This is a genomic window from Chryseobacterium sp. YIM B08800, assembly GCF_026163565.1.
GTDB lineage: Bacteria > Bacteroidota > Bacteroidia > Flavobacteriales > Weeksellaceae > Chryseobacterium.
In genome coordinates this window covers 1-12,989 of record NZ_JAPDKN010000051.1, presented here as the reverse complement: position 1 = coordinate 12,989, position 12,989 = coordinate 1, and the positions used below count along the sequence as shown (strand labels likewise).

The window sequence follows — 12,989 nt, the reverse complement described above, 5'->3', positions numbered from 1 at the left end:
TTATTTCTTTTTTGGAATCATAGGAGCTGGTGGATTTGGAGAAGGCGGTGGAGGTGATTGTAAATAACCTTTGTCTTCTAAATCTTTATTAACCAAATCATTTATATTTTTAGCCCAATCAGCTGTAGCATTTTGTACTTCAGTCATAATATCTGGGCTGTTTTTAATAAATTTTTGCCCTAATTCCGAATTATAAAAAGTCAAAAGCTCATCAATTTCCTTCTCTGTGAATTTGTTTCCATAAATACCGATTACTTGGTTAATTAAATCATCAATATTGATTTTAGGTTCTAATGAAGACCAAACAGAATCAGGAATATTTGTATATCTTTTTTTAAAATTTAAGAGTACATCTTTTTCTATCTCCTTTGAAAGTTTAAAAGCACCACTCAACGATATAAGCTCTTTAATCTTATCATGTTTTGTTTGAGAATAAGAAAAAACAGAAAATAAAAAACAACTAATACAAAAAAATTTTCTCATTTTTTACAATTAAAAATTCACCACAAACTTTCTATCATTAATCAGCTCTGCAATAGCCAACATATCTTTTCCGATCAATCGGTCATCTTCCAGTTTATCAACTTTTGAACGAAGAATGGTAAAGTTTTCTTCAATGATTTTTGAGCATTTTGCAGGTCTTCTGAATTCTAAACCTTGAGCTGCAAACATTAATTCAACAGCTAAAATATTCACCAAATTCCCAAGAACCTGATTGAATTTTCTTCCTGAAATACTTCCCATCGAAACATGATCTTCCTGACCTAAACTTGTCGGGATAGAATCTGCAGAAGCCGGGAAACAAAGTGTTTTATTCTCAGTAACCAATGCTGCAGAAGTATATTGCGGGATCATAAATCCCGAATTTAAACCTGAGCTTTCTGTCAATAATCTTGGTAAACCGTATTTTCCTTCTAATAATAAATAACTTCTTCTGTCTGAAATATTTCCTAGTTCAGCTACAGCCAAAGTTGCGTAATCTAAAGGCATTGCCATCAGTTGTCCGTGAAAATTTCCTCCTGAAATAGATTCTTCAGCACTTAAAACGATCGGATTATCAGTTACAGAATTCAATTCCGTTTCGGCCATCATTTTAAGATGTTCAAAAGCATTTCTACTCGCCCCGTGAACTTGAGGAACACATCTCATCGAATAAGGATCCTGTACTCTTTCGCACTCTTCGTGAGCTTGTAGGTTTTCAGAATTCTTTAAAAATTTCAGCATTCTTGCCGCCACTTTTTTGCTTCCTTCAAACGGTCTAATGTCGTGCAGTTCTTTTTTAAACGGACTTGCTGAACCTCTGTATGCTTCAAGACTCATTGCAGCAGTCATATCTGCTAAGTCTAATAAATACTCAAATTTCTCTAAACCTTTTATCGCATGAGCCAGAATAAACTGCGTTCCGTTGATTAATCCCAAACCTTCTTTCGGTCCTAAAACCAATGGTTCAAGATTGTTTTTTTCTAAAATTTCAGCCGTTTCAAAAATTTCGTTTCCTACCCAAACCTGCCCAAGTCCTAAAAGTGGTAAAACTAAATGTGATAAGGGAGCCAAATCTCCTGAAGCTCCCACAGAACCTTGCTCCGGAACTACAGGAATAATATCTTTTTCAAGCATCAGAATAAATCTTTCGATCACTTCCAGAGAAACTCCCGAAAAACCTTTAGACAAAGCATGAACTTTCGCAATCATCATAATTTTTGAAAATTCTTTATCAATCGGTTTTCCTACTCCTACTGCGTGAGAAATAATTAAATTGTATTGAAGCTGCGCCGTTTCATCAGCTGAGATCTTAGTATCACAAAGTGGTCCGAATCCTGTATTGATCCCATAAACACATCGATCAGACTCTACGATCTGTTTTACATTATTCTGAGATCTTAAAATTTGCTCTTTCGCTTCTTTATTTAATGTAGCTTTATTTGGGTCTTTACAGATTTCCAAAACATCGTGAAAACTGAAAGTATCTATACCGTATATCATTTCAAAAAAATTTGCCTAAAAATACACATTTTGAATCATACTTAAAAAGCCTATTAAAGTAAAATATGGTATCCTTAAATAAGACAATATTCCGATTTATAAAAAACTTTGACATCATTAAAATATTTTATCAAATCATCAATTATTTAGTTATTTTTACCGAAATAATTAAACTAATATTTATGAAATTTAAAGCTCTATTATTGGCACTTTCTATGACGAGTGCGTTCTCATTCGCTCAAGACAAAGTGAAGTATTCTAAGGAAGACATCAAAAAAATGGAAACCTATCTTTTCAATGAAGGATTCAATATTCCATCTCCAAAGAAAATATCTACCATTATCATGAAAGACGGAACTGTAAACAAAGGATATTGCAGTAAAGTTGATTCTAAAAAAGGACAGATCTACGAAATTGCCATTAAAGACAGCGCAACAAAAAAGCAGATGACTTTTAATGCTGAAAATGTAAGCGAGATGTACATTTATCCAAGCAATGTCGAAAAGATTGCAAAAGTTGGAAAATATTTTGGAAACATCAGAAACTTCGGAACCAAAAAACTGACAAAAAATACATCCGGCGAAAACATTCACTTTGTAAATCAAACCGTTTCTTTAAAGAATAAAAAAGATGATAAAGAATTTTTGATGCAGCTTATCAATCCCGAATTCAGCGACATTATCTCTGTTTATTATGATCCAAGAGCTAAAGAAACCGGTGGTGTTTCTTTTGGCGGACCTCAATTAGGAGGCGGAGTTATTAAATCATATTACGTGAAAAAAGGCGACAAAGTAATGTGGCTGCACAAAGATGATTTTGAAGACAACTACGATTTCTTATTTGGCGACAATGCAGAATTCATGAAAAAATATCCTAAAAAATCTGTAGAATGGGATTATTTCAGCTTTTTAGTAAGCAAATACACCGAAATGACAAACGGATAAAATTATTTTAATCATAATCTGAAGCTGTAGAATTTCTGCAGCTTTTTTTGTTGGTTTAAAATACATTGAGAATGCTTAATTTTGTGATATGAATCCGTCTTTAGAATTACAGCTTAAAACTTTACCTTCAGAACCCGGCGTTTATCGATATTATGATAAAAACGAAAATCTGCTGTATGTAGGAAAGGCTAAAAACCTAAAGAAAAGAGTACTTTCTTATTTCAACAAAACGCTTTCCGGGTACCGTACCAGAATTATGGTCGGAAAAATAAATCGCCTTGAAACCACGATTGTCAACAGTGAATACGACGCTCTTTTATTGGAAAACAATCTGATTAAAGAACATCAGCCTTTCTACAATGTGATGTTGAAAGATGATAAAACTTATCCGTGGATTTGTATTAAAAATGAAGATTTTCCAAGGATTTTTCTTACAAGAAATAAAATAAAAGACGGTTCAGAATATTTTGGACCATACGCAAAAGTTCGTCCTGCAAAGATTTTGTTGGATACGATTAAACATATTTATAAACTTCGTACCTGTAATTTAAATTTATCTCCGAAAAAAATTGAAGAAGGAAAATACAAAGTCTGCCTGGAGTTTCATATTAAAAACTGTGAAGGACCTTGTGAAGATTTGGAAAGCAAGGAAGATTACGACGAAAAAATCGATGCGATTCGTGGGATTGTAAAAGGAGATTTCCGAAGAGCAAAAGAATATCTGATTAATCAAATGACGAAATATGCATCTAATCTTCAGTTTGAAAATGCTCAGCTCATCAAAGAAAGACTTGATATTCTGGAGGATTATCAGGTAAAACATACGGTAGTAAATCCGGATATTGATGATGTAGATGTTTTCGGAATGACGAGCGATGAAACTGCGGCTTATGTTAATTATTTCAAGATCAGAAACGGAAATATTATTCAAAGTTTTACGACAGAAATCAAGAAAATGCTTGAAGAAACCGATGAAGAGATCATGGAAGAAGCTTTGATTGAAATCCGCCAAAAATTTGATTCTGATTCGAAAGAAGTTTTACTCCCTTTTCATTTAACCCTTGAAATTCCTAATGTAAAGCTGATTGTTCCGAAAGTTGGTGATAAAAAAAGAATCGTTGAACTCTCTGAAAAAAACGCCAAAGAATACCGTTTAGAAAAATTAAAACAGGTACAGATCATAGATCCTGAAAGACATTCGAACAGAATAATGGCAGAAATGCAAAAACTTCTGAGAATGCCTGTAGAACCAAGGCATATCGAAGGTTTTGACAACTCAAACATTCAGGGAACCAATCCGGTTTCGGCATGTGTTGTCTTTAAAAACGGAAAAGCGAGCAAAGCAGACTACAGAATTTTTCATCCTAAAACAGTTATTGGCCCCGATGATTTTAAAACCATGGAGGAAGTCATTTTCAGACGCTACAAAAGAATGTTGGAGGAAGGCGAAAGTTTACCCCAATTAATTCTGATTGACGGTGGAAAAGGACAGTTATCTTCTGCTGTAAAAAGTTTAAAACTTCTTGGTCTTTACGGAAAAATTACCATTGTGGGAATTGCCAAAAGATTGGAAGAAATTTTCTTTCCCGAAGATCCTATTCCTTTATATCTCGATAAAAAATCTGAAACGCTTAAAATTTTACAGCAGGTACGTGATGAAGCTCACCGTTTTGGCGTAAAACATCACAGAACAAGACGTACCAATTCTACGATAAAATCTGAGCTTGAAGAAATTCCGGGGGTGGGTGAAAAAACAATCGAATTGCTTTTATCTAAACTAAAATCAGTCAAAAGAATAAAAGAAGCCAACCTAGAAACTTTAGAAGAAATTTTAGGAAAATCTAAAGCAAAAGTAATCTGGGAATTTTTCAATGCTGAATAAAACAAAAAATCTCTTATCGTCGATAAGAGATTTTCAATTTATTGTTAAAGAAAAGTTTTAAACTCCTCCCATTACATACATATTTTCCATGGTAGGAATTGTGCTTCCGCCTTCTTTTTCTAAAGTAATCGCAAAAGCTTGTGCATTCGGAATATTGGCCAAAGCTATTTTAGCATCTTTTTCGTCAGTGTACATTCCTGCGCTCACTGGTTTTCCGTCTGCAATTGCCCAAAGTTGGTACTGCATTCCTTCAGGAGCTTTTGGCAAACTATTTGCAGTCAGATAAACATCTTTGGAAGTTTTATCCCAATATACCACAGCGTTAGACTCGGGATGTTTTTCAACGCCTGCCAAAACAATTTTAAGCATATTCGGATTGGAAGTAACCTGCAATTTTTGTTCTAAATTTTGCATCGCAAGGTTATGAGCCTGTTTTTCAGATTTTAAAATAGCAATTTCATTTTTAATCTCTTTTTGACTGTTCATCCAATAGAGATTTCCGGCAATACTAACCAAAAACAAGACTGATGCTGCAACTGCATAGTTTTTCCAGTTGTTATTCTTTTCAGTTCTTATTTCTGGTCTCGACTGTTGAACTTCCACTTTTGGCTCAACATGATTAATCGAAACTACAGGTTTTTCATCAACAACTTCCTGTTCAAGTTGTATTTTATCCCAGATTTTTGATTTTAAATCATTGGGTGGCGTTACTGCTTGCGCTGTTGCAAGCATCTCGAAAGTTTTCTGCGCTTCTTCGTAAGCGGCTTTTACTTCAGCATTATTCTTCATCACACACTCCAAAATACCTGCTTCCTCGGGAGAAGCAAGACCTAGAATGTAAGATTCTAGAATTCCGGATGATATGTATTCTTTACTATCCAATTTATTGATAATCTTTTAACAAGTCTTTTAATTTAATCAATGCATTACGCATTTTTGTTTTAACAGTGCCTAAAGGCATATTCAGTTTTTCTGATATTTCACTCTGCGTAAATCCTTGATAATAGGCAAGATCAATGAGTTCCTGCTTATCAGACTCCAAACTTTCAAGCACTTTATTAAACCCAATAAAATCTGAATTATTGGTGGTTGTAAGTTCCGCATTCTCATATACGAAATCTGGTATGGGTTGGTTTTTAAGTTGATTTTGAAAGCTTTTAGATTTAAGATAATCAATTGCCGTGTTCCTTGCAATATTAATCATCCAAGTATAAAATCTACCTTTCGTAGCATCATATTGATGAATGGAATTCCAGATTTTCACAAAAACATCCTGAATAATCTCTTCTGTATATTCTTTAGACTGAACAATTCTGAGGATTACACCATACAACGCACCAGAATAGTTATCATACAAGTGATGAAAACCAGCTTCGTTTTTCTGTCTCAGTAAAACGATAAGTTCTTCTTCTGAATAGTTTGTTTTTATGGTGAATATTTTTCATTTCAAATGTAATAAAATAAAATAAATAATGAGAAAAAACTTTTAAAAATTACATACCACACAGATTTGATTAAAAAATAATCCATTACAGTTAATTATTGTTAAAATTTAAATTCTTAAATCTAAACGAAACTGATCTTCGTAGATGATGATAACAAACAAAAATACTTACTCAATAATAATTTAAAAAATTAAAGAAATGAACACAAGATCAAAAATCGCAGTATTTGGAGTGGTGGCTTTATCATTCGCATTCAGTGGAAATGCAGCTGCTCAGCAAATGAAAGAAAAAACAGTAATGGTAGGTGGAGCAGCAATGTATCCTTCGAAAAACATTATTGAAAACGCAGTAAATTCTAAAGACCACAAGACATTGGTTGCCGCAGTAAAAGCTGCAGGTTTAGTAGAAACATTGCAAAGTAAAGGTCCATTTACCGTTTTCGCTCCTACCGACGCAGCATTTGCAAAATTACCTGCAGGAACGGTTGAAAATTTGGTAAAACCAGAGAATAAAGCAATGCTTACAAAAATTCTTACGTATCATGTTTTACCCGGAAAATATAGCGCAAAACAAGTTTGGGCAGCGGTAAAAGCAGGAAACGGTAAAGCAATGATGAAAACAGTACAAGGTGAAGAACTTACATTCTGGACAAAAGGAAAAGATTTATACGTTACCGATGCAAAAGGTAACAAAGCGAAAGTTACGATTGCAGATGTTAATCAGTCAAATGGTGTGATACACGTAATTGATACGGTGTTGATGCCTTAATTTTAGTTTTTATGGTTTATTTTAAGGAAGGCTTACCTGAAATTTTCGGGTAAGCCTTTTTTATATTTTTCTGGAAAAGTTTTAAAGCTATTTTACTGGAGCAAATACTTCTTTAGAATATTCGTCGTTACTTTTCGGAATTTCAATTACTAAATTTCCATTTTCATAATATCCTGTTGTAGATTCGCCTGAACCTAATTTAACTCTGAAAACATCTTTTTTGGTCGTTTCTTTGAAAGTAGCAAAAGGAACAGAACTGTTTCCGTCTACCAAAATAAATTGAGCGGCATCAATCTGAATTTTCTGAAGACTTAATTTTCCGTTGCTGTATTTTTCTGCCTTTGAAGTCTGAGATTTTTGTTCGCTTACTTTAGGAGTTTCCTGTGTTGTTTCTTTCACAACTTGAACTTCCTGTTTCAAAGTTGGATTTTCAACAGGTCTTGAGATAGGAATATTGATCAAAGCTTTAGACAAAGCATCCTGAAAACCTTCTTCAAACTCTTTTATTGACGAACTTCCTTTTTCAGAAGAAACTACTTTGCTGTTGCAGTCTTTAAGTTCTAAAATAACTTTATTTCTTAGAAAACCACTATCATTCAAAACATTTGCATTCAAAACACTACATGGGTTGACATTGGCTTCTTCCGGCCATTGACCTCTATTTTCAGAAATTATTGTATACTGTTTAGATTTTAAGTTTTTAGTTAAAAACGCACTAAGTCCGTAATTGTCTTTTTTAAAACTTTCAAAAGCTGACGGAACGACTACATATTTATAATCTGAAACTTTCTGTGCATACGAAAGCATTACACAAAAAGATGATATTAAGACTGATAACTTCTTCATACAATTTATTTAAATAAAATAATAATTAATCATTTCTAAATTCTCCCATATCTAGTTTTAATGAGAAGAAATTAGAATAAAAATTAGAACCTCCGATTCCGGAATTACTGATGGCATAATCAAGTGTTAAACCTCTGTAACGGATTCCGATACCTGCACTCGGCTGAAAAGAAACTTTTCTCTGAAGATCTTCAATATCGGTAATCGACTGAAATCTGTTAACTCCCAATCTCACAAAAATCATTTTCTGATATCCCAATTCAGCTCCTGCATAAGGTGTGATACTTGCAAAATCTGTTGAAAGAAGAGCAGCCGTTTTAGCAAAATCTACATTGATTCCTGCTTCCGGTAAAACATACAGACTGCTGTTAATATTAAATAATTTACTTGCTCCTGCATTTAGCTTTGGCATTGTCAATTCCATTTTATCGGTTGGAGCAGGGTTAAATTCTTCACCGTTTACAATGGTAGACAATTCTTTTTGATTGACAGACCAGAAGTTGACGGTAGTTGTAGCATCACGAAGAACCCCACCAAATTTCCAGCCGTTATCTGCTTTATAAATAGCACCCACATCAAAACCAAAACCATATCCGTTTGCAAATTTCCCTACATTTCTGTAAACGATTTTAGCATTTACACCGACATCCAACTTCGGATTTCCTCCAGGATTGAATGCATAAGAAATAATTCCGGCATAATCTGACTGTGAGAACTTCGTAATTTTATCGTAATCAATATTTCCTTCCGTATCGATTAGCTGAGTTGTATTTAAAATATTATCAACCCCTAAACGAACAACAGAAACTCCGAAAACTCCTGTTTCCAAAACTTTTGCGTAAGCCAAATAATCATATTTTGCGATAGATTCAAAATATTCTGCGTGCATTGCCGCACCTTGCCAATCTCTTGTAATTCCGTTCAAACCTGCAGGGTTCCACATTGGTGAGTATACATCGTCCTGACTTGTCATTACGGCACCTCCCATCCCGATTCCTCTGGCTCCGGCTCCGATATTTAAAAATTCATTGGAATATTTTCTGATAATCTGAGATTGAGAAAACCCAAATAAAAGGGAAAATACTAATAATAGATATTTTTTCATCATGTAGAATAGATGCTTAGTTAATGTTTTTTTGTTTTCTAGTTTTTATCAGCGCATTTACAACAATTGCCAAAATCATAACCAAAGATGCAACATAAAATACCGGGCTCATGTGTTCTGATTCTCCAAAGATAAAAAAAGCTAGTATAATTCCGTAAACTGGTTCTAAATTAACTGTTAAAATTAAAGTAAATGGCGAAATATATTTCATCAGCTTCACAGATTCAAACATAGGATACGCTGTAAATACACTTGCCAACAAGCCTATTAACGCAAGATCTCTATAATTTATTTCATCCATCTGCATGATTTGTCCTGTTGCCAAATAAAATAGCATTAAAATAAACCATCCTGAAAAAATTTCATAGAAAATAATATTTCCTGAACTGGTTTTTCCGAAAAGTTTTCCATTAAAAACTGAGAATACGGTTCCGAAAATTGCGCACAAAACTCCGTAAAAAATGCCTTCTTTGTACTGAAACTCTGTTTTAAAAATAAGTAAAATACAGGCTACAATCACCGCTCCCATCACCACTTCAGAAATATCAACTTTCCGTTTAAAAACAATCGGTTCCAAAACTGAGGCAAACAAAGTAGATAACGAAAGGCAGCTTAAAGCAATAGAAACATTGGAAACTTTTATCGAATAAAAAAAGCAGTACCAATGCAGCGCCATAAAAAAACCAACTCCCGATAACTGAAAGAATAGTTTTTTTGAAACTTTAATGCTCTCTTTTTTATAAATTCTTATAAATGCATAAAGAAATATCGCAGCAAAAAGCATTCTGTAAAAAACAAGAATTTGGGCATTTGCGGTAATCAGTTTACCTAAAATTGCTGTGAATCCCCATAAAAAGACAATTAAATGTAATCTGAAAAGTGCTAATTTCTGCATAAGATCCTCTGAATTTTAAACAGACAAATTTACAAATAGCTTTTCATTAAATTTAAAAAAATATAAGATGAGTATCATTATTTCTAATGATAACATCAACTTTCTTGTCAAGGATAAGTTTTTATTTAATTTAGCTTCTCAATATTAAAATTTGGATATTAAAGAACTAACAGAAATGAGTATAAGAATCCAAAAACCCTGAAAATCTATAAAACTTTCAGGGCCTTCAAATAATAAACTATTAAAAAAATAAACTAGGAACTTAGAGTATTTATATAGAAACTTTCATTCCTATTACTCTACTGTAAAGTTAGCAAAATATGCACCAAAAAAAACATATCATTTGTTAAAAATATCATAATTTTCTGATTACCAAATCATTAAAATAAAATAAACATATTTTATCACTTTTTCTAAAAATAGTATCTTTAGCCAGATTAAAATATAAATTTCATGGATATTGAATTTAACAAAAGAGAAGATCAAAATAAATTAAAATTATCTGAAATCAATCGTTTGCTTACAGAAATTAAAAAAGGCGGTGGCGAAAAAAGACTTCAGAAACTTCGTGACGAAGGAAAAATGACGGCAAGAGAAAGAATAGAATATCTTCTTGATAAAAATTCAGATTCCATAGAAATTGGTGCTTTTGCAGGTTTTGAAATGTATGAAGAGCACGGCGGTTGCCCAAGTGGTGGTGTTGTGGTTGTAATGGGATATGTTTCCGGAAAGCAATGTTTAGTTGTAGCAAACGACGCTTCGGTAAAAGCTGGAGCTTGGTTTCCAATTACAGGAAAGAAAAACCTGAGAGCGCAGGAAATTGCCATGGAAAACAGACTTCCAATTATTTATCTGGTAGATTCTGCAGGAGTTTATCTACCGATGCAGGACGAAATTTTCCCTGATAAAGAAATGTTTGGTAGGATCTTTAGAAATAATGCTAAAATGAGCGCTGCAGGAATTATTCAGATTTCAGCAGTAATGGGAAGCTGTGTTGCAGGTGGTGCTTATCTTCCGATTATGAGCGACGAAGCGATGATTGTGGATAAAACCGGATCTATTTTCTTAGCAGGAAGTTATTTGGTAAAAGCTGCAATCGGAGAAACTATTGACAACGAAACTTTAGGTGGAGCAACAACGCATTGTGCAATTTCTGGAGTTACCGATTATAAAGCTAAAGACGATAAAGATGCTTTAGACCGTATTAAAAATATTATGAAATCTGTAGGAAGCTATGACAAAGCAGGTTTCGACAGAATAGAAAGTTTTCCTCCTAAAGAAAAAATAGATAATATATTCGGAATTATGCCTGTTTCCAGAGCAGAGCAATACGATACTTTAGAAATTATAAAATGTATTGTTGATAATTCTGAATTTGAAGAATACAAAGCAGATTACGGTAAAAGTATTATCTGTGCAACGGCAAGAGTTGACGGTTGGTCTGTAGGAATTGTTGCCAACCAAAGAAAATTGGTAAAAAGCGGTAAAGGCGAAATGCAGTTTGGTGGAGTAATTTATTCTGATTCTGCCGACAAAGCGACGAGATTTATTGCAAACTGTAACCAAAGAAAAATTCCTTTGATCTTTTTACAAGATGTAACAGGATTTATGGTAGGTTCAAAATCAGAACACGGTGGAATCATTAAAGACGGTGCAAAAATGGTGAATGCAGTTTCTAATTCTGTTGTTCCTAAATTTACGATCATAACAGGAAATTCTTATGGTGCCGGAAACTATGCAATGTGTGGAAAAGCTTACGATCCGAGATTAATAGTAGCTTGGCCTTGGGCAGATTTAGCTGTAATGGGAGGAGCTCAGGCAGCGAAAGTTTTAGCACAGATCCAAGAATCTACTTTGAAAAAACAAGGAAAAGTAATTACTGAAGAAGAGCACCAGGAAATTTTAGATACCATCACAAAAAAATATCAAAAACAGACGGAAGCAACTTACGCAGCTTCAAGATTGTGGACTGATGCAATCATCAACCCTATCGATACCAGAAAATGGATTTCTATGGGGATTGAAGCAGCCAATCACTCTCCGATTACTGAAAAGTTCAATTTGGGAGTAATTCAAGTGTGATTTTACTCGATTTTACAATATTTGGCCTCACTTTTAGAAGTGGGGTTTTTTATATTATGTTAAATAATCCTAAAGAATTATAAAGTTTCAAAACACCATACTATTAAGGTAAGATTTTTGTTAACATAATATATCTAAAAACTAATAAGCACTACAACCTCTTTTTAATTACTAATCCCAAAAGGAAACCTATGAAAAGATATTTTGCAGTATTTATTGCCTTATATACCGTCGTTTTATTATACATGATGTTTTATGCATCCGGAAGAGAACCTTCTGAAATTTCTTATATTCAGCATCAGCCGTTTATTACTATTCAGCATTTTTTTAATGATAATAATATAGACAATCAGGCTTTTATTATTAATATTTTCGGAAACATATTCTTGTTTAGTCCGTTTGGTTGGCTGGGATTATTCATCAAAAAATTCAACCATTTTATCCCAATTACTTTCTTTTTTTTAATTGCTATAAGTATGATCGAATCAGCACAGTATATTACTGGAAGGGGCGTTGCAGATATAGATGATGTTTTTTTAAATACTTTGGGAATGCTAATCGGTTTTTTTCTATTTAAATATGCAACCTGGAAAAATATTGCGAATATTCAGTTTCATTTTCAATTATTAGAAAATAAAGATTCTACTGTAACTGCTTCTTAAATGTAAATTTTAAGGTATTGTAAATATATTTTTATGTGACGTTGAAATAATTTAGTTTAATAAATATATTTCTTAGAAGCTTCTTCCGGCTATCCGCTCATACTCCTCACGCCGTTGCTTTTCCATCTCTAAATGCATCCAACTCTCCAACGCAAGTTCTGGGGTAACCGCTTCTATCCTGGCTAAGAAATTAAGTATACAATAAAGATGGAAGATAAACAGAGTTTTTAGTAATTTTTTCATTCAAAAATTTACTTAACTAAATCTTTCAAATTCTAAAATGAGCTTGCTATCATAACATATTTTGAAATTAAAGAAAATAAAAATCTGCAAAAAAAATAGAAACTACTGTTTTAGATAAGATTATTCGTTACAGA

12 protein-coding genes are annotated in these 12,989 nt (G+C 33.2%); 5 read left to right on the top strand and 7 right to left on the bottom strand.

The genetic code is table 11. The annotated features are described in order from the left end of the window. Together OEW74_RS16730 and hutH are read right to left on the bottom strand one after the other, a co-directional pair. Nucleotides 1–483 (bottom strand): DUF2059 domain-containing protein, encoded by a 483-nt coding sequence (locus OEW74_RS16730; protein ID WP_265429562.1) that lies wholly within the window; start codon nt 481–483, stop codon nt 1–3. A gap of 9 nt (nt 484–492) precedes the next feature. Beyond that, nucleotides 493–1,983 carry a histidine ammonia-lyase gene (gene hutH, locus OEW74_RS16725; RefSeq protein WP_265429561.1) on the bottom strand — a complete coding sequence of 497 codons (1,491 nt, stop codon included), beginning with the start codon at nt 1,981–1,983 and terminating at the stop codon, nt 493–495. Nucleotides 1,984–2,165: 182 nt separating this feature from the next. Between hutH and OEW74_RS16720 the strand changes: the two genes are divergently transcribed. Beyond that, nucleotides 2,166–2,927 carry a hypothetical protein gene (locus OEW74_RS16720; RefSeq protein ID WP_265429560.1) on the top strand — a complete coding sequence of 254 codons (762 nt, stop codon included), beginning with the start codon at nt 2,166–2,168 and terminating at the stop codon, nt 2,925–2,927. A gap of 88 nt (nt 2,928–3,015) precedes the next feature. Further along, entirely contained in the window at nt 3,016–4,809 is a 1,794-nt protein-coding gene (uvrC, locus tag OEW74_RS16715; RefSeq protein ID WP_265429559.1) for an excinuclease ABC subunit UvrC, read from the top strand. Nucleotides 4,810–4,866: 57 nt separating this feature from the next. Here uvrC and OEW74_RS16710 read toward each other — a convergent pair whose 3' ends face one another. Together OEW74_RS16710 and OEW74_RS16705 are read right to left on the bottom strand one after the other, a co-directional pair. Beyond that, a complete protein-coding gene (locus OEW74_RS16710; RefSeq protein ID WP_265429558.1) occupies nt 4,867–5,691 on the bottom strand; it encodes an anti-sigma factor in 825 nt (274 codons plus the stop codon). A 1-nt stretch (nt 5,692) separates the two neighbouring features. Next, the gene (locus OEW74_RS16705; protein ID WP_265429557.1) at nt 5,693–6,166 is read right to left on the bottom strand and encodes an RNA polymerase sigma factor; all 474 of its coding nucleotides are present in this window, start codon (nt 6,164–6,166) and stop codon (nt 5,693–5,695) included. Nucleotides 6,167–6,452: 286 nt separating this feature from the next. On the opposite strand from OEW74_RS16705, the gene OEW74_RS16700 reads away from it, so the two are divergent. Next, nucleotides 6,453–7,022 carry a fasciclin domain-containing protein gene (locus OEW74_RS16700; protein ID WP_265429556.1) on the top strand — a complete coding sequence of 190 codons (570 nt, stop codon included), beginning with the start codon at nt 6,453–6,455 and terminating at the stop codon, nt 7,020–7,022. 87 nt (nt 7,023–7,109) lie between these two features. Here the strand turns inward: OEW74_RS16700 and OEW74_RS16695 are convergent, their stop codons facing one another. Genes OEW74_RS16695 through OEW74_RS16685 form a run of 3 tightly spaced genes read right to left on the bottom strand, consistent with a single transcriptional unit; the run spans nt 7,110 to nt 9,868 of the window. After that, nucleotides 7,110–7,868: a hypothetical protein gene (locus tag OEW74_RS16695; protein ID WP_265429555.1), complete on the bottom strand. Its 759-nt coding sequence runs from the start codon at nt 7,866–7,868 to the stop codon at nt 7,110–7,112. Nucleotides 7,869–7,893: 25 nt separating this feature from the next. Then, nucleotides 7,894–8,976, bottom strand: coding sequence for a PorV/PorQ family protein (locus OEW74_RS16690; RefSeq protein WP_265429554.1), 1,083 nt, complete (start codon nt 8,974–8,976; stop codon nt 7,894–7,896). Between the two features lie 13 nt (nt 8,977–8,989). Beyond that, entirely contained in the window at nt 8,990–9,868 is an 879-nt protein-coding gene (locus OEW74_RS16685; RefSeq protein ID WP_265429553.1) for a DMT family transporter, read from the bottom strand. A 453-nt stretch (nt 9,869–10,321) separates the two neighbouring features. On the opposite strand from OEW74_RS16685, the gene OEW74_RS16680 reads away from it, so the two are divergent. Beyond that, nucleotides 10,322–11,950 carry an acyl-CoA carboxylase subunit beta gene (locus tag OEW74_RS16680; RefSeq protein WP_265429552.1) on the top strand — a complete coding sequence of 543 codons (1,629 nt, stop codon included), beginning with the start codon at nt 10,322–10,324 and terminating at the stop codon, nt 11,948–11,950. 191 nt (nt 11,951–12,141) lie between these two features. Continuing rightward, entirely contained in the window at nt 12,142–12,612 is a 471-nt protein-coding gene (locus tag OEW74_RS16675; protein WP_265429551.1) for a VanZ family protein, read from the top strand. Nucleotides 12,613–12,989: the final 377 nt, after the last annotated feature.

Coding starts and splice junctions, on each gene's coding strand:
- uvrC (WP_265429559.1), top strand. CDS start 3,016: ATGAATCCGTCTTTAGAATTACAGCTTAAAACTTTACCTTCAGAACCC.
- OEW74_RS16695 (WP_265429555.1), bottom strand. CDS start 7,868: ATGAAGAAGTTATCAGTCTTAATATCATCTTTTTGTGTAATGCTTTCG.
- OEW74_RS16680 (WP_265429552.1), top strand. CDS start 10,322: ATGGATATTGAATTTAACAAAAGAGAAGATCAAAATAAATTAAAATTA.
- OEW74_RS16690 (WP_265429554.1), bottom strand. CDS start 8,976: ATGATGAAAAAATATCTATTATTAGTATTTTCCCTTTTATTTGGGTTT.
- OEW74_RS16700 (WP_265429556.1), top strand. CDS start 6,453: ATGAACACAAGATCAAAAATCGCAGTATTTGGAGTGGTGGCTTTATCA.
- OEW74_RS16685 (WP_265429553.1), bottom strand. CDS start 9,868: ATGCAGAAATTAGCACTTTTCAGATTACATTTAATTGTCTTTTTATGG.
- OEW74_RS16720 (WP_265429560.1), top strand. CDS start 2,166: ATGAAATTTAAAGCTCTATTATTGGCACTTTCTATGACGAGTGCGTTC.
- OEW74_RS16675 (WP_265429551.1), top strand. CDS start 12,142: ATGAAAAGATATTTTGCAGTATTTATTGCCTTATATACCGTCGTTTTA.
- OEW74_RS16730 (WP_265429562.1), bottom strand. CDS start 483: ATGAGAAAATTTTTTTGTATTAGTTGTTTTTTATTTTCTGTTTTTTCT.
- hutH (WP_265429561.1), bottom strand. CDS start 1,983: ATGATATACGGTATAGATACTTTCAGTTTTCACGATGTTTTGGAAATC.